Source organism: Neisseria sp. P0013.S005 (assembly GCF_051958425.1).
Lineage (GTDB): Bacteria > Pseudomonadota > Gammaproteobacteria > Burkholderiales > Neisseriaceae > Neisseria > Neisseria subflava.
Genome location: NZ_JBQCVL010000002.1, coordinates 256,210 through 273,110, shown reverse-complemented (window position 1 = coordinate 273,110; position 16,901 = coordinate 256,210). Strand labels below are relative to the sequence as shown.

Below are 16,901 nucleotides of genomic sequence, written 5' to 3'. Positions count from 1 at the left end.
AATAAAAGGTATACAGCTCTTTGATTCTGCTCATAGATGTATTTTATAATGCTGACTTTAAGCAAGTATATCAAAGGCCGTCTGAACTTTTCAGACGGCCTAAAAAGAGAAAACACATGAAATCGGAAAACCAAGATTCCTTATTTTTATCGCGCCGCCGCCTGTTGCAAGTCGGCGGAGCCATGCTTTTGACGCCTGCGACCGCATGGGCGGGGGCTCAACGTGAAGAAACGCTGGCCGATGATGTGGCTTCCGTGATGCGCAGTTCGATTAATAGCGCCAGCCCAGCGCGGCTGGTGTTTGCCGATTCGAGGGAAGGGGAACGTTGGTTGGCGGCGATGTCTTCCCGATTGGCACGCTTTATTCCTGATGAGGGCGAGCGCCGCCGCCTGTTGGTTAATATTCAATATGAAAGCAGTCGTGCCGGACTCAATACTCAAGTGATTTTGGGCTTGATTGAAGTGGAAAGTGCGTTTCGCCAATATGCCATCAGCGGCGTGGGTGCGCGCGGTTTGATGCAGGTGATGCCGTTTTGGAAAAACTATATCGGCAATCCGTCGCACAACCTTTTCGATATCCGCACCAATCTGCGCTATGGCTGCACCATTCTTCGCCATTACAACAATATCGAAAAAGGCAATATTGTCCGCGCTTTGGCAAGGTTTAACGGCAGCTTGGGCAGTAACAAATATCCGAATGCCGTGTTAGGCGCGTGGCGAAATAGATGGCAGTGGGGTTGATTAGGGATAATGGGATAGGGCAGATCTTGCGTGACGTTGGTTTCTGTTGTAACCGTTTTATACCGATGAAGCAGGTTTGCGATAAACAGCTTGCGATTTGACCCCATGCAATTCCTTTGAATCCTGTATAATCAGAAAATCTGTTAATTCACACTTTCAGACGGCCTTTCGCAAACTTAAGGCCGTCTGAAACATTATTTATGGCAAGAGATAACCGCATTCAAATGTTTCCGCACGAGTGGCGTGCCAGTACCACACTTTCCGGTGTTTACGCACTGCGTATGTTGGGGATGTTTTTGGTGTTGCCTGTCTTGGCGATGTATGCCGCTTCGTTGCCCGGCGCAGAAAACAATAAAGCGTTGGTCGGTATGGCGATGGGTATTTACGGGCTGACACAGGCTTTGCTGCAGCTGCCTTTAGGTATGGCTTCCGACAAGTTCGGTCGTAAAAAAGTGATTTATGCCGGCTTGATTGTGTTTGCGGCAGGTAGTTTTTTGGCCGCAGTTGCCGACAGCCTGCAGATGTTGGTTGCCGCGCGTGCCATTCAGGGCGCGGGTGCCGTCAGCGCGGCGGTAACGGCTTTGCTGGCGGATTTGACCCGTAACGAAGTGCGGACGCGTGCGATGGCGATGATCGGTCTGAGTATCGGCTTGACCTTCTCCGTCAGCCTAGTGCTGGCCCCGATGATTGCCAGCTTTATCGGCGTATCCGGCCTGTTTGCGCTGACCGGTATTCTGACTGTAATCAGTATCGGCGTGGTTGCCTGGATGACGCCTGATCCGGAAGTGTCAAAAATGCACGAAGACACGCAGGCGCAGCCTTCTCGTATGGGCGAGGTATTGAAAAATCGCCAACTGCTCAATCTCGACTTCGGTATTTTTGCCTTGCATGCGGCGCAAATGGCTTTATTTACCGCATTGCCGTTTGCCATGACGCAGTTGGGTTTGGAAAAAATCCATCACTGGCAAGTATATCTGCCGTCAACCATTACCGGCCTGATTATTATGGTGCCGCTGATTATTGTCGGCGAAACGCGCAACAAGCTCAAACAAGTGTTTATCCTTGGTATCGTCTGCATTGCCGCGGCGCAAATTGGTTTGCTGTTCGGAATGCACTCGGTATGGTTGATTACCGCTTATCTGATTGTTTACTTTATTGGTTTTAATGTGTTGGAAGCCAGCCTGCCGTCTATGGTGTCAAAAATCGCTCCGTCCGATTTGAAAGGCACCGCTATGGGCGTGTATAACACCATGCAGTCGGTCGGCTTGTTTGTCGGCGGCGCAACCGGTGGTTTATTATTCCAAAAATACGGTTTTGCAGGCGTATTTGCCTTTTGTAGCGTATTGATGTTGCTGTGGCTGGTATTGGCAGTCATTTCGCCTGCACCGAAACCCGTCAAAAACCTCAGCTATCCGCTTAACGCCGAATGGCAACAAAATCCGGATTTGCTCTACCAAAAATTGACCGAAATTGAAGGCGTTGAAAGCATCAGCTTTAGCGCAGACAAACAAACCATTTATATCAAGGCCTTGCAAAAAGGATTCGACCAAGAGGCCGCCGAAAAAATTATCACAGGAGTGTAAAATGTCATTGAATAAAGTTATCCTCATCGGCCGCCTCGGCCGCGACCCGGAAGTCCGCTATATGCCCAACGGCGAGGCCGTCTGTAACTTCAGCATTGCCACCAGCGAAACGTGGAACGACCGCAACGGCCAACGCGTAGAACGTACCGAATGGCACAACATCACCATGTACCGCAAACTCGCCGAGATCGCCGGTCAATACCTGCGTAAAGGCAGCCAAGTGTACCTGGAAGGCCGTATCCAAAGCCGCAAATACCAAGGCAAAGACGGCATCGAGCGCACCGCTTACGACATCATTGCCAATGAGATGAAAATGCTCGGCAGCCGCAACGACAACAGCGGCGGCGCACCATACGATGACGGCTATAATCAAGGCGGTCATTCAAGCCAAAGCAGCTACCAACAAGCGCCACAACAGCAATATCAATCTGCTCCGGCTCAAGAACCCCCAGCCGCCCCAGCCCGTCGTCCTGCCCCGGCACAACCGACCGCTCCGGTTGATGATATCGACGACGATATTCCGTTCTAATTATTGAGCAAATAAAAAGGCCGTCTGAAAAATATACTTTCAGACGGCCTTTTAAATGATTTAAAAGAAAATCCTACATTTGCACCGAGCCGCTGACGGTCAGGCTGATCTCTTCCGAACCGGGGGAGGCAGGTATGCCATCTTCTATTCCTGCCGCTATCTCTGCGGCGGGGATTGCACGCAGTATTTTGGCGTGTGCAAAGTCGCCGCCGACTTGGCGGTTGCCGATATGGCCCAGGTTGAGTTTAACGATTTTGTAGCTGGAGAAGCCGAGCGTTTGGGCGAGATTTTGGGCGCGGTCTTTGAAGCGCAGGATGACGGCCTTGCTCAGTTGGTCGACGGTTTCTTCGCGTTTTTCTTTGGATACGGAAAATGAGGAGCTTTCCAAAACGGCGATATTGATGCTGTCGGCAATCAAGCGGTTGAGTGCTTCAAAGTCTTTGCTTTCTACTTTGAAGTAGGCGTGTTCTTCCCAGCCGGTTTGGGTGCGTTTGCCGTTGGTGTATTGATAGCGCGGGGATGCGTTGCGCTCCATCAGCTCGGCTTTAAATTTGCTGTTTTGGGAGATTTTGTTGAACTGGTTAAATTTTTTCATGAAGACTTGGTTGACGGCTTGACGGTCTTTGCCTTCTGCGTTGATGCTGAAATGCGCGGTCATGGTATCCCGCGGCACTTCCATATTCGCGGATTCGGAAAATTCAACGATGTTGTAGTTGAGGCTTTCTGCTGCTACGGGCAGGGAGGTAGCTAGGAGTAGGGCGGTAAGGGTTGGGCGGAGCATTTTGGTTTTCCTTGTAATGCGGATTTTAAAAAAGTAATTTAGCATGAAAGATAGAAATGTTGGCTTTGGCAAGCGTAAGGATTTGTATGGGTTGAGGCCGTCTGAAAAGAATTTACTTTGTATCCATCAAGCCGACTTCATGGGGATTGAGGCGGGCTTTTTCTTCTTGGCCTAAGCCGACCAATTTCCGCAAGCGGGTCATGTAGGTGTTGACATCAAGGCCCCGTCCGTAGCGTTGTGCTTCCCAGATGGTTTCTGCCAAGGCTTCCATCATATCGTGTTCGGCTTTGACCCAGTCGCCGTTGTAACGGGCGCAAAGTTGTTGGTGGATGGCACGGATGCCCGAGGGCTGATCAATGGCGCTTTGTTCTTGTAGGGAAAGGTGTAGCGACATGTGCAGGAATGGGTTGCTTTCGCCGTCTTCGGGCAACCATTCTTTATCTAAATATTGTTCGATGTCTTCGAGATAGTGTCCGTATTCGGGATGGGCTTCGATAATGCGCAAAGCTTTTTGTTGTAGGCCGTCCAATTGGAGCGGCGCGAGCCTGTGTTGCCAGACGTGGGCAAAGAATCGGCGGACATCGTGGGTGTTTACGTCATACATGATGAGTGTAATTTGATTTTGGGATATGTGATTATATAGCGATTACGATAAAAAAGGCCGTCTGAAACATATGTTTTCAGACGGCCTTTGTTTTGCAGGCTTTAGCGGCGGTCGATGATTCGGTAATACACTTCGCCGTCTTGGACATAGCCCAATTCGACGCGGGCAATTTCGGCGATGGCCTCTTGTCCGTGTGCCAAATCTTCAACTTCCGCATTGAGGAAATTGTTGCGTAAAGTGAGCGTTTGGTTTTTTTCCTCCTGACGGACGAGCTGCTCCTGCAATTCTTCCGTATGCCCGACGCTGCCTTTGCCAAACCAAAGGCTGTACTGACAGCACAAAAGTGCGAAGGTTAAAACAAAAGTCACCCACTTCATACAATCAATATCCTATATTCTGCTTATTTGCCCAGTTGGTAGAATGCGGCTTTGCCAGGGTAGTAGGCGGCTTCGGCCAATTCTTCTTCGATGCGCAACAATTGGTTGTATTTCGCCATGCGGTCAGAACGGGACAGGGAGCCGGTTTTGATTTGCATACAGTTGGTGGCAACGGCCAAGTCGGCAATGGTGCTGTCTTCGGTTTCGCCGGAACGGTGGCTCATCACGCTGGTGTAGCGGTTGCGTTTTGCCAAGTCAACGGCTTGCAGGGTTTCGCTCAAAGTACCGATTTGGTTTACTTTAACCAGCAATGCGTTTGCCACACCTTTTTTGATGCCTTCAGCCAAGATTTTTGGATTGGTTACGAACAAGTCGTCGCCGACCAATTGAACTCGGCCGCCCAATTTTTCGGTCAACAGTTTCCAGCCTTCCCAGTCGTTTTCGTCCATGCCGTCTTCGATGGAAACGATTGGGAATTCGTTAACCAGGCCTTCCAAGTATTCGGCAAATTCTGCGCTGGTGTAAGAGCGGCCTTCGGCTTCCAGATGGTATTGGCCGTCTTTGTAGAACTCGCTGGATGCGCAGTCCAGGGCGAACAATACGTCTTCGCCTGCTTTGTAGCCTACGGCTTCGGTTGCTTCGACGATCAGTTGCAGGGCTTCTTTGTGGCTGTTCAGGTTAGGTGCGAAACCGCCTTCGTCGCCCACGGTAGTTGGGAAGCCTTTGGCATCACACAGTTTTTTCAGTGCGTGGAAAATTTCGGCGCCGCAACGCAGGGCTTCGCGGAAAGATTTTGCGCCGACAGGCATGATCATGAATTCTTGGATGTTCAGGCTGTTGTTGGCATGTTCGCCGCCGTTGATAACGTTCATCATCGGAACAGGCAGAGCCATTGGGCCTGCGCCGCCCAAGTAGCGATATAGAGGCAGGCCTGCATCTTCAGCAGCTGCGCGTGCTACGGCCATAGAAACGGCCAAAGTAGCGTTGGCACCCAAGTTGCCTTTGTTTTCAGTACCGTCCAATTCGATCATGATTTGGTCGATATAAGATTGTTCGTTGGCATCGATACCGATGAGGGCTTGTGCGATTTGGTTGTTGACGTGGTCAACGGCTTTCAATACGCCTTTGCCCAAGTAACGGGATTTGTCGCCGTCACGCAGTTCCAAAGCTTCTTTTTGGCCAGTTGATGCGCCGCTTGGTACGGCTGCGCGTCCCATAACGCCGGATTCCAACAATACGTCACACTCTACGGTAGGGTTGCCGCGGGAGTCCAAAATTTCGCGTGCAAAAATATCAACGATTGCGCTCATGAATATCTCCAAATAGGATGGTAAAAGAAAAGTAGCTTTGTTACGTTTCAGACGGCCTTAAGGATGATTGCCAAAGTCTGATGAATGCAGACATTATACCGTCTTTGCCAAGTATGGCATCGGAGTCGGTATGAAACCGACTGTAAGTTTGTTTCACGTCAATATCGCTCAAACAAACATAAGCCGTATAGTGTAACATTTTTTACCCTTTTTAGGGTGAAAAGCTGATTAAATAAGGCATAAGGCCGTCTGAATAGCGGATTAGCCTTCGCCCAAAATCATTGAGCCTACGCCGTCATCGGTCAGCACTTCCAAAAGCAGGGCGTTGGGAACGCGACCGTCTATGATATGCGTGGCTTTGACGCCGCTTTTGGCAGCTTCGACGGCAGAGGCAATTTTAGGCAGCATACCGCCGTACAGCGTGCCGTCTTCAATCAGTTCGTCAATGCGGCTTGGCGTCAGGGTAGTCAGTAATTTGCCTTCTTTATCCAGTACGCCGGGGATATTGGTCATCATCAGCAGTTTTTCGGCTTGAAGTTTTTCCGCCAGTTTGCCGGCAACCAAGTCGGCATTGATGTTGAACGCTTCGCCGTTTTGACCTACGCCGATGGGTGCGATGACCGGAATGCAGCCGCGTTCGACCAAGCCTTCCACCAAACGGGTATCGATGTCGGCTACTGTGCCGACTTGGCCGATGTCCACACCTTTTTGTTCGGGCGTGTCGATCAGGAGTTTTTCCGCTTTGATGAAGTGGTTGTCTCGGCCGGTAATGCCGACGGCGCGACCGCCGAAGGTGGTAATCATGGAAACGATTTCTTTATTGACGTGTCCGCCCAAAACCATTTCTACAATGTCCATGGTTTCGCTGTCGGTTACGCGCATGCCTTGAACAAACTCCCCTTTTTTACCGACTTTTTCTAACATTTCATTGATTTGCGGACCGCCGCCGTGAACGATGACGGGATGCAGGCCGATTAGTTTGAGCAGGACGACATCGCGTGCGAAACCCTCTTTTAAAGCAGGTTCGGTCATGGCGTTGCCGCCGTATTTGATGACGATGATGGAGCCGGAAAAACGGCGGATATAAGGTAAAGATTCGGCAAGGACGCGCGCTTTGATGGCAGGGGAGACAGATTGTTGCTGGGTCATGGTTTCAACCTTGTTTCATGATTTCTGCCTTTATCTTAATCCCAAAGGCCGTCTGAAACAATATTTCCAAGCGCTTGAAATCCTGTTAAATCAGTTAAATGGTTGAAACCAGCCTCATGCAAACGGTAAAATGACGGTTTGCTTCGGCCTCTTCGCCGATTACTAAGGATACCCATGATGAAAATCAGCACCCAATTCGATGCCGGTTCGGTCGTTGTCAAAGACTTGAGCAACCCTGCCGATATCCGCCTCGCCCTGCGTCCCGACAATGCTTCGGAGTTTGCCCAATGGTTTTACTTCCGTTTGCAGGGTGCGGCCTATCAAAACTGCGTGATGCATTTTGAAAATGCGGCGGACGCGGCGTATCCTTTGGGCTGGGAGGACTATCAGGCTTGCGCCTCTTACGACCGCCAAAATTGGTTCCGTGTGCCGACCAGCTACGAAAACGGCGTGTTGACCATCAACCATACGCCTTTGTCCAATAGCGTTTACTACGCTTATTTCGAGCCTTATTCCTACGAGCAGCATTTGAACCTTTTGGGCGATGCGCAGGGCAGCGGCTTGTGCCGTATCGACGATTTGGGCAGCACTGTTCAAGGCCGCGACATCAATCTTTTGACCATCGGCAACCAAGTCGAAAGCGACATGAAAGTCTGGATTATCGCCCGTCAACATCCGGGCGAAACCATGGCGGAATGGTTTGTCGAAGGTTTGCTGGGCCGCCTGCTTGATCCGCAAGATCCGACCGCGCGCATGCTGCTTGACCGCGCGACTTTCTACATTGTGCCGAATATGAATCCGGACGGTTCGGTTTTGGGTAATCTGCGCACCAATGCCGCCGGCGCCAACCTCAACCGCGAATGGGAAGCCCCGACTTTGGAGCGAAGCCCCGAAGTCTTTACCGTCCGCGAAAAAATGATGGAAACCGGCGTGGATTTGTTCTTGGATATTCACGGCGATGAAGGTCTGCCGTTTGTCTTTGTGGCCGGTACCGAAGGCGTGCCGAACTACAACGAGCGCATCGAAGCCTTGGAAGATCAATTCAAACTTGCGCTGCTCAATGCCAGCCCCGATTTCCAAGACGATTACGGCTATGACAAAGATGCGCCGGGTCAGGCAAACATGACTTTGGCGACCAACTGGGTCGGCAATCATTTCAACTGCCTTGCCTATACTTTGGAAATGCCGTTTAAAGACAATGCCAACCTGCCGGACGACGATTTCGGCTGGAACGGCCAACGTTCGCTGCGCTTGGGCGAGGCAATGTTGTCTGCTATTTTGAATGTGGTTGGCGATTTGCGTTAAACCATCTGACACTGCATACAGGCCGTCTGAAAGTTCAGGCTTTCAGACGGCCTTTGAGATAAGGAACACACATTATGATGATACATCCCCAGTTTGATCCGGTGCTGATCAGCATCGGCCCGCTTGCCATCCGCTGGTATGCCTTGAGCTATATTGTTGGCTTTATCCTGTTTACGATTTTGGGCCGTCGCCGTATCGCGCAGGGCAATTCTGTGTTTACCAAAGAAACACTCGACGATTTCCTGACTTGGGGTATCTTGGGCGTCATCTTGGGCGGCCGTATCGGCTACGTTTTGTTTTATAAATTTTCTGACTATCTGGCCAACCCGTTGGATATTTTCAAAGTATGGGAAGGCGGTATGTCGTTTCATGGCGGCTTCTTGGGTGTGGTCGTTGCCATGTGGCTGTTTGGCCGCAAGCACAACATCAGCATTTTAAAATTGATGGATACCGTTGCGCCGCTCGTACCGCTGGGCTTGGCTTCCGGCCGTATCGGCAACTTTATCAACGGCGAACTTTGGGGACGCGTGACCGAGCTCAATGCTTTCTGGGCAATGGGTTTCCCGCAAGCGCGTTACGAAGATGCGGAAGCTGCAGCGCACAATCCTTTGTGGGCCGAATGGCTGCAACAATACGGTATGCTGCCGCGCCATCCGTCTCAGCTTTACCAGTTTGCCCTTGAAGGCATTTGCCTGTTTGTCATCGTTTGGATTTTCTCGAAAAAACCGCGTCCGGCTGGTCAAACGGCGGCATTGTTCTTGGGTGGTTACGGTTTGTTCCGCTTTATTGCCGAATTTGCCCGTCAGCCTGACGACTATCTCGGCCTGCTGACTTTGGGTTTGTCCATGGGTCAATGGTTGAGCGTGCCGATGATTGTATTGGGTGCGATTGGTTTTGTTTGGTTTGGCCGTAAAAACAGCGTTGCCAAAGCATAAATAAAACAATAAATAAAGGCCGTCTGAAAAGGTTTTCAGACGGCCTTTTTATGGCTTCAAGCAAACGGATTTCGGGTTTAACCAAAAAAGCCCATTTTGACTTGAATGAGTTTTTCCAACTCCGGCAAGACGCGGCGGCGTGAAACGAAGAAGATAATGTGGTCGCCGTCTTGCAGGATGGTTTCGGTGTGGTGTCCCATGATGACTTCGCCGGTTTCGCCGCGGACGATGGCGGCAATGTAGCAGTCGCTCGGCCATTTAATGCCGCTGATACGGCGGCCGACGATGGCGGAGGTATTTTTATCGCCGTGTACCACCACTTCAATGGCTTCGGCCGTACCGCGACGCAGAGGATGGACGGCAACGATGTCGCCGCGGCGGATGTGGGCGAGGATGGAGCCGATGGTAATCAGATGGGGGGAAACAACGATATCGATTTTGTTACCTTCAAGCAAATCGACGTAGCTTGAGCGGTTGACGATGGTAATTACGCGTTTGGCACCAAGGTTTTTCGCCAACAGGCTGGACATGATGTTGTTTTCGTCATCGTTGGTCAGCGCGCAGAAGACGTCGATTTCGTCGATGTACTCTTCGTCCAGCAGAGTTTCGTCGGTGGCGGAACCTTGCAGGACGAGGGTGTTGTCCAGATTCTCGGCAAGCCATTCGGCGCGGTGGGGTTTGTATTCGATGATTTTGATGTCGTATTTGGACTCGAGCTGCTTGGCGAGGCGGTAGCCGATGTTGCCGCCGCCGGCAATCATGATGCGGCGGGTACGCGCTTCTTTCGGACGCAATTCGCGCATGATGGCTTCAACGCTGTTGATGTCGGCGGCAAACAGGACTTCATCGCCTTCGATGATGACGGTTTGCGGGGTGGGGACGATCAGGCGGTTGTTGCGGTAGATGGCGCAGATTTGGCAGTCAACGCCTTCGAGCAGGTGCTGGTTGATGTCGGCAATTTCACGCCCGATCAGCAACCCGCCTTTGCGGGCTTGAACAATCACCATGCGCACTTTATCGTTGGCGAAACTGAGTACCTGCAATGAGCTGGTGTAGTTGAGCAGTCCGACGAGTTGTTCGGTAACTAGCTGTTCGGGGCTGATGGTTTCGGTAATGCCGAAGATGTTGAGGCTGCCTTCTTCGGGTTTGTCGCTGCCGGCAACCGGATATTCGAGGTATTCGCTTGAGCGTACGCGTGCAATACGGCTGGGGATGTTGAACAGGTCGGCGGCGATTTTGGAGGCAACGATGTTGGTTTCGTCGCTGCGGGTCAGGGCAAGCAGGAGGTCGGAGTCCGCCGCACCTGCCTGTTCGAGGGTAAAGGGCGATGCGCCGTTGCCGACGATGGTTTGGACATCAAGGCGGCTGCTGATACGGTTGAGCGCTTTTTCGTCGATGTCGATAATAGTGACGTCGTTGCTGGGAACGGAGGCAAGGTTTTGGGCGACGGTCGAGCCGACTTGGCCGCTGCCGAGGATGAGTATTTTCACGGTAATTGAGTGTGTTCGGTAAAAATGAAATTGTAACAAAAGGCCGTCTGAAATTGGAGTTTTCAGACGGCCTGAATTTTCTTAATCAGCTAAAGAGTTACCAGTAGCCCAAAACTTTCCACCACAAGATACCGACAGTGCAGAATATCAGGATTTCAAGCACACTCATGATGAAGCCGGCTTTCCACCATTCGGTCATGGTCACATAGTTGGAGCCGTAAATGACAGGAGCGGAACCAGTGGCGTAGTGGGTCAGTGACATCATGATGCCGGTAGCGGATGCCATAACCAGGGCAAACAGCATTGGTGGTGCACCCAAGGCGAGGCCTGCGCCGTAGAACGCGCCGAACATCGCGGTAACGTGTGCCGTGCCGCTGGCGAAAACGTAGTGGGCGTAGAGGTAGGCGAGTACCAACAGAGTGCAGCCGGCTTCCCAACCCAAGCCGAGATGGGAAATGCCGCCCTGCAGCGATTCGGACAGCCATGCAATCAGTCCCAATTTGTTGAGGAAGTTCGCCATCATGACCAAGGCGGCAAACCAGACGATGGTGTCCCACGCGCCTTTTTCTTTCAGCGCGTCGTCCCAAGTCAGTACGCCGGTGAGCAGACACAGGGAGAGACCGAGGAAGGTGGTGGCGGTGGCATCGACTTTCACGCCGAACAACATTTCGGGAACGCCTGCCCACAAAAGCAGCAGAATCACGAAAATGCCGAGCATGATTTTTTCGTCGCGCTTCATCGCGCCCATTTCTTTCAGTTTTTCTTTGGCAAGGGCGGTTGCGTTAGGCGTTTGTTTGATTTCGGGCGGATACAGGAAATACAGCACCAGCGGCATCAGGAACATGGCAATCAGGCCGGGTACGACCATGGCGGCGAACCATGTGCCCCAAGAGAGGTGGATTTCCGAATTGGTGGCTTTGGCAACCAATTCGACGACCAGCGGGTTGGGCGCGGTCGCGGTAATGAAGATACAGCAGGTGATAATGTTGGCGTGGTAGTTGACCAGCGCGAGGTATTTACCGATTTTACCCTCTGTGCCTTTTTCGGGGTCGGAATCGAAACTCAGGGCGATGGAACGCATAATCGGGTGCACGATGGCGCCGCCGCGCGCGGTGTTGCTCGGCGTAACCGGACCGATGACCAAGTCCGCCAGTGCTAAGCTGTAACCTACGCCCAGCGTTCGTTTGCCGAAAAGGGAAATCAGAAGGTAGCCGATACGCATCCCCAAGCCGGTTTTCAACAAACCGCGCGAAATGATGATGGCGATACCGATCATCCAGATTAACGAGTTGTTGAGGCTGCTCAGAGCGTCTTTGGTTGCGTCGGCGGCTTTTTCGTTGGTAACGCCGGTCAGCGCGACCAAGGTAATGCCCAAAATCGCCATTGCGCCGATGGGCATGGCTTTGCCGATGATGCCGGCGATGATGCCGACGAACAACGCCAAAAGGTGCCATGCGTCAGGCGATACGCCCTGCGGCACGGGGATGACGAACCAGATAATCAGCGTCAGCGCGAGCGCAACCGCAGCAGGAATTGGCTTGAAGCCCATGTTGAGTCTCCTAGTTTGAGGTATTGGGGAAATCGGATTTCAGACGACGTGTGTCCGTTTGAGCGGGGAAAGGCCGTCTGAAACGTATTTGGCAGCAGTTGTTTTTTATGTTTTTCTTTTGGGTATTTGGGTAATGCGTATTTTTTGTTGCCATCTTTTTCAGACGACGTTTTTTAGGTTATTGCGTTTTGCCCTCTCCCTAACCCTCTCCCACGGGGAGAGGGAATAATGGCGCTGAAAATCAACTATTATCGGATTTTCTGCAATCTGTCCCCTCTCCCCGTGGGAGAGGGAATAATGGTGCTGAAAATTGACCGTTATCAGATTTTCTGCAATCTGTTCCCTCTCCCCGTGGGAGAGGGTTAGGGAGAGGGCAAAACTTCAGTTTTAGTAGCAACTGTATTTTTGCCTGACGGGGGAAAAATACAGTTGCTACAGGTATTTTTCAGACGACCTCCCATAATACAAAAGGTCGTCTGAAACGCCGTATCGGATTAATCCTGCTCCGCCGGCAGGCCGTACTCTTCGGGGAAGGTACGCAGTGAGCTTTGCAACACGGTAACTGCGCCGTCAATCAGGCCGCAGCGGCCGCTTCGGGGCAGCAGTTGGCACAGGCTTTGCAAGGCGCGGAGGTCGTCTGAAGTGCCGATGCCGGTATCCACGCGGTTGAGCAGGCGTGAAAGTTGGAACGTGCCGCCTTTGCACGGCGGGCATTGTCCGCATGAGTTGGACGCAAAAAATTCCACATACTCAGCCACTTTGCGCACCACGCTGGTTCCCTCGGAAATCACAATCATCGCGCCCGTACCGAGGCTGGATTTGCGTTCGCGCACGGACACGAAGTCCAAAGGCACGTCCAAATCTTTCGCGGTCAGAAGCGTGTTTGACGGGCCGCCGGTGAAGACGGCTTTAAACGTGCGCCCTTCGAGCATACCGCCGCCGTGGTCGAAAATCAGCGATTGTAGGGTCGTGCCCATCGGCAGTTCGTACAGGCCCGGATTCAATACATCGCCGGAAAGCGAGTAGAGTTTCGTGCCTGCGGCATCGCCCAAACCCAGCGATTTGTACCATTCCGCGCCTTTGGCAAGGATTTGCGGGATGTTGGCGAAGGTTTCGGTGTTGTTGATTAAGGTCGGTTCGCCTTCTACGCCGCTTTCGGCGGGGAACGGCGGTTTGCGGCGCGGGAACGGGAAACCGCCTTCCAACCATGAAATCACGGCGGTTTCTTCGCCGCCGATGTAGCGGCCTGAAGTTTCGACCAATTTCAGGTCTAAAGGTTTGCCCAGATAGTTTTCGATGCGGATGAACAAATCGCTTTTTTTCCATTGCTCGATGGCGGGTACGATGGAGGCAATGGATTCGGTCTGGTGCGGGTTGACATACATAATCGCTTTGTTGGCGCGGCAGGCGACGGCGGCAATCAGTACGCCCTCGATGACTTGGTGCGGCGTTTTCGCCAGCAGCACGCGGTCTTTGAACGTACCCGGTTCGTCTTCGTTGGCATTACAGACGACGTATTTGTCGCCGTGTTTGCTTTGTGCGGCAACGGCCGCCTCCCATTTGCGCCAGGTCGGGAAACCTGCGCCGCCCATGCCGCAGAGGTTGGCGTCTTGCAGCTTGGAAACGATGCTTTGAGGATCGGCAAGCGCCGCCAGCAGACCTTCGCCGCCGCCGACTTTACGCCACGCGGCCAAATCCGCGCCGACTTGGCGGGACGGGTGCAGTAAGTTTTGATTGGCTTGGTTCATGATTGTTGCTCCTGCAAACCGGCGTGTTCGCGCAAATCGAATTTGCCGTAGTCGGGATATAAAACGGGGGCTTTGATGTCGCTGGTCAGTCCGGCACGGGTCATTTCGCGTTGCAGATCGTGGACGTGTCCGACACCGCCGCGCACTTTTTTCAGCGGCAGGCCGCAATTTGCGGCGGCTTTACCCGCGCGGCGGCCGAAGCTGATGATGTCCAAAAGCGCGTTGCCCATTAAGCGGTTGCGGCCGTGGATACCGCCGGTTACTTCGCCGGCACAATAGAGGCCTTCGACGCAGGTCGCGCCGTCGCCGTTGATTTCGATACCGCCGTTTTGATAGTGCAGGGTCGGATGAATCATGACTGGCTCAACAGCAGGGTCAATGCCGCATTTGTGGGCAACGTGGCCGAGTGTTACCAAACGGTTCAATACGTCAGGGTCGTTAGCAATCAGGCGCGGGGTGTCGAGGAATACGCCGACTTGTCCGTCGCGTACTACGCCGCGACCTTCGCGGCATTCGCGCAGAATCGCAGCGGCAACAACGTCGCGCGGTTGCAATTCGTCAACAAAACGTTCGCCCAAACCGTTGACCAGTTTGGTGCCTGCGGAGCGCACGGCTTCGGAAATCAGCGCGCCTGCCAAGTGCGGCGGATGGGCGACGCCGGTCGGATGGTATTGGAATGAATCGATGTCGCGCAGTTTTGCGCCGATGCGGTATGCCATCACCAAACCGTCGGCGGTTGCACCGTAGTGGTTGGAAGTGGCGAAACCCTGCAAATGCAGCCGTCCGCTGCCGCCGGTCGCCAATACCACGGCTTGGGCGTGAACCAATACCAAAGAGCGTTTTTCCAAATCGTACAAAATCGCGCCGACGCAGCGGCCGTGTTCGTCCGACAATAATTCGATGGCGGGGTGGCGGTTGAGCTGGATAATATTTTCGTTGAGTTCGACCGCCTCGCGCAGCACGCGCATCATTTTGAGGCCGGTAAAGTCGCGGTAGCTCAGGATGCGCGGCACGGTCGTACCGCCTGCACGTTTGCGGCTCAACATGCCGTTGCTGTCCGCGCCTTTGGCAAGGTCGAAAGTCATGCCCAAACCGATCAGCCAGCGGATGGCGGACGGCGCGTCGGTAACCATTTGCGCCACCAATTCTTTCTTGCCTGCGTTGTGGCCGCCTTTGATGGTGTCGTCAAAGTGTTGCTGCAAGCTGTCTTCCGCGCCGACAGCAGCCTGAATGCCGCCTTCGGCCATCACGGTATTGCTGTCGCCGATACGCAGCTTGTTTGCCATAATCACGCGCGCGCCTGCTTCGGTCGCAGACAATGCTGCCGCCGCACCCGCACCGCCGCCGCCGATCACCAATACGTCGGTGTTCAAGTGTTCCGCGCCCGACAAATCATAGTCGTCAATCAGCGGATGACTGATCAGCAGTTTCGCCAAATCAGGATGGCAGTAATCGCCCGTGTTCGGACCGATGGGCAGTTTGACGCGTGCATTGGCCTGATAGTCGGGGTGAAACTGGCTCAACAATTCGTTTTTTTCCGGCAGGTCGCCACGCAGTTCCAATGAGGAAGCGCGCAGGTTGGCAAGGGCGGTTTCATAGTCTATGCCTTGGATTTCGTTCGCCATCACATTGCCTCCTCTTCAAATTCGACTTTCATTTTGCCGCTGTCGATTTCGCGCAGACGGCGCATCAAATCCACCGGACGCAGCGTGCGCGCCGCTTTCATACGGCGGGCGAACAAGCCTAAGTGGTTCGGACGGATGTGTTCGGGGCAGGAAAGGGTGCAGAGGTTGCACATCACGCATTGGTCGAAGGTCAGCGCAGCCGCGCCAAAATCTCCTGATACCACTTGCACTACGCCGTTTTCCACTTCCAAACCTTTGGGACAGGCGCGGTTGCAGCCGCCGCAATGACGGCAGTGTTGCGCTTCGGGGAAGGCTTTGGCGGTGTCGTCCAGCCAGTTCCAGCCGTCGCCGACCTCGCTCACGTCGTAATATTGAATATGCTCGGGAATGAAGTAGTCTAAGAAGCTGACCTGCATCCCTTCTTCGACTTTGGTTTCACACGCCAACGCAGTCGTTACCTCGCGCTCGCCTTCCTTGCGGATCATACAGCGGCACGAACCGCACACGCCTTGCCCCATACAACCGATGTTGGCAGTAATCGCGCTGCCGGCACGGGCATAGGCCTGAATGATTGACGAGTCGGCGGAAGCTTTGACTTCATGGCCGTCTATGGTCAGGGTTAACAAATTTTCACTCATGGTTTGTTCCTGTGAAATTGGAAGTTGGAATAGTGGATAATTTGATTAATTGTATTTTCATTACATTTATTGCGTGTGAGGAAATATCCAAGTTACTTACTCAGAAATTCTTTTAAAATCAATATTTATCTGTATGAGTCGAAGTGTATTAGAATTTAGTATAGGGATAACCTAAGGTTTTATAGAGGAATTATTGTAAACAAAATATGCCTATTATTTAGACAAATTTATCTCAATTATTTGATTTTAAATATAAAATAAAATTACTTTTTTAGTATAAATTTTAAAATATTCGTCTATTTGCTAGTAAAAATCATTGTTATATATTAGATAATTTTGCATAGATTGTTGTATATATTGAATAATATTTTGTTGCGTAAGCAAGTGAAAAGACTGTTATAAAATTTCAGAAAATCAAACAAGTTTGATATCAGTCAAGAAGATTGAGGGAGAAAATGACACGGATTTTACAATTGTGTATTGTATTGGAAAATAAGAAAGGCTGTCTGAAATTTTGGTGGTTTCCTTTTAAATACAA

General features: G+C 52.1%; 15 protein-coding genes. 5 read left to right on the top strand and 10 right to left on the bottom strand.

The features are described from left to right. The first annotated feature begins 116 nt into the window (after positions 1-116). From ACTHTA_RS03450 to ACTHTA_RS03440, 3 genes are all read left to right on the top strand, one after another. Positions 117-740 (top strand): lytic transglycosylase domain-containing protein, encoded by a 624-nt coding sequence (locus ACTHTA_RS03450; RefSeq protein ID WP_039863563.1) that lies wholly within the window; start codon positions 117-119, stop codon positions 738-740. A 200-nt stretch (positions 741-940) separates the two neighbouring features. After that, positions 941-2,323, top strand: a complete 1,383-nt coding sequence (locus ACTHTA_RS03445; RefSeq protein ID WP_254321814.1) for an MFS transporter — start codon at positions 941-943, stop codon at positions 2,321-2,323. 1 nt (position 2,324) lies between these two features. Further along, positions 2,325-2,852 carry a single-stranded DNA-binding protein gene (locus tag ACTHTA_RS03440; protein WP_003685741.1) on the top strand — a complete coding sequence of 176 codons (528 nt, stop codon included), beginning with the start codon at positions 2,325-2,327 and terminating at the stop codon, positions 2,850-2,852. Between the two features lie 73 nt (positions 2,853-2,925). On the opposite strand, the gene ACTHTA_RS03435 is transcribed toward ACTHTA_RS03440, so the two are convergent. The 5 genes from ACTHTA_RS03435 to argB form a co-directional block, all read right to left on the bottom strand. Continuing rightward, positions 2,926-3,633 (bottom strand): SIMPL domain-containing protein, encoded by a 708-nt coding sequence (locus ACTHTA_RS03435; protein ID WP_308887383.1) that lies wholly within the window; start codon positions 3,631-3,633, stop codon positions 2,926-2,928. Positions 3,634-3,745: 112 nt separating this feature from the next. Then, entirely contained in the window at positions 3,746-4,237 is a 492-nt protein-coding gene (locus tag ACTHTA_RS03430) for a DUF1841 family protein (RefSeq protein WP_440364168.1), read from the bottom strand. Between the two features lie 101 nt (positions 4,238-4,338). Further along, positions 4,339-4,614, bottom strand: a complete 276-nt coding sequence (ftsB, locus tag ACTHTA_RS03425; protein ID WP_003679613.1) for a cell division protein FtsB — start codon at positions 4,612-4,614, stop codon at positions 4,339-4,341. 23 nt (positions 4,615-4,637) lie between these two features. Next, complete coding sequence (gene eno, locus ACTHTA_RS03420) at positions 4,638-5,924, bottom strand: phosphopyruvate hydratase (protein WP_308887382.1); 1,287 nt, start codon at positions 5,922-5,924, stop codon at positions 4,638-4,640. 261 nt (positions 5,925-6,185) lie between these two features. Then, a complete protein-coding gene (gene argB, locus ACTHTA_RS03415) occupies positions 6,186-7,073 on the bottom strand; it encodes an acetylglutamate kinase (RefSeq protein ID WP_049328699.1) in 888 nt (295 codons plus the stop codon). A 174-nt stretch (positions 7,074-7,247) separates the two neighbouring features. On the opposite strand from argB, the gene ACTHTA_RS03410 reads away from it, so the two are divergent. Both ACTHTA_RS03410 and lgt read left to right on the top strand, forming a co-directional pair. Beyond that, positions 7,248-8,378, top strand: a complete 1,131-nt coding sequence (locus ACTHTA_RS03410; RefSeq protein ID WP_049328682.1) for a M14 family metallopeptidase — start codon at positions 7,248-7,250, stop codon at positions 8,376-8,378. Between the two features lie 74 nt (positions 8,379-8,452). Next, positions 8,453-9,313: a prolipoprotein diacylglyceryl transferase gene (gene lgt / locus ACTHTA_RS03405; protein ID WP_004520768.1), complete on the top strand. Its 861-nt coding sequence runs from the start codon at positions 8,453-8,455 to the stop codon at positions 9,311-9,313. A 77-nt stretch (positions 9,314-9,390) separates the two neighbouring features. Here the strand turns inward: lgt and trkA are convergent, their stop codons facing one another. The 5 genes from trkA to ACTHTA_RS03380 form a co-directional block, all read right to left on the bottom strand. Further along, complete coding sequence (trkA, locus tag ACTHTA_RS03400) at positions 9,391-10,803, bottom strand: Trk system potassium transporter TrkA (protein ID WP_440364250.1); 1,413 nt, start codon at positions 10,801-10,803, stop codon at positions 9,391-9,393. Between the two features lie 97 nt (positions 10,804-10,900). Continuing rightward, a complete protein-coding gene (locus ACTHTA_RS03395; protein ID WP_308887377.1) occupies positions 10,901-12,352 on the bottom strand; it encodes a DASS family sodium-coupled anion symporter in 1,452 nt (483 codons plus the stop codon). Positions 12,353-12,846: 494 nt separating this feature from the next. Continuing rightward, the gene (locus ACTHTA_RS03390) at positions 12,847-14,100 is read right to left on the bottom strand and encodes a complex I 51 kDa subunit family protein (protein WP_045075738.1); all 1,254 of its coding nucleotides are present in this window, start codon (positions 14,098-14,100) and stop codon (positions 12,847-12,849) included. Continuing rightward, positions 14,097-15,725 (bottom strand): FAD-binding protein, encoded by a 1,629-nt coding sequence (locus tag ACTHTA_RS03385; RefSeq protein ID WP_440364249.1) that lies wholly within the window; start codon positions 15,723-15,725, stop codon positions 14,097-14,099. Before ACTHTA_RS03385 ends, ACTHTA_RS03390 begins: the two co-directional genes overlap by 4 nt. After that, positions 15,725-16,363: a 2Fe-2S iron-sulfur cluster-binding protein gene (locus tag ACTHTA_RS03380; protein WP_308111370.1), complete on the bottom strand. Its 639-nt coding sequence runs from the start codon at positions 16,361-16,363 to the stop codon at positions 15,725-15,727. Before ACTHTA_RS03380 ends, ACTHTA_RS03385 begins: the two co-directional genes overlap by 1 nt. Between the last annotated feature and the right edge of the window lie 538 nt (positions 16,364-16,901).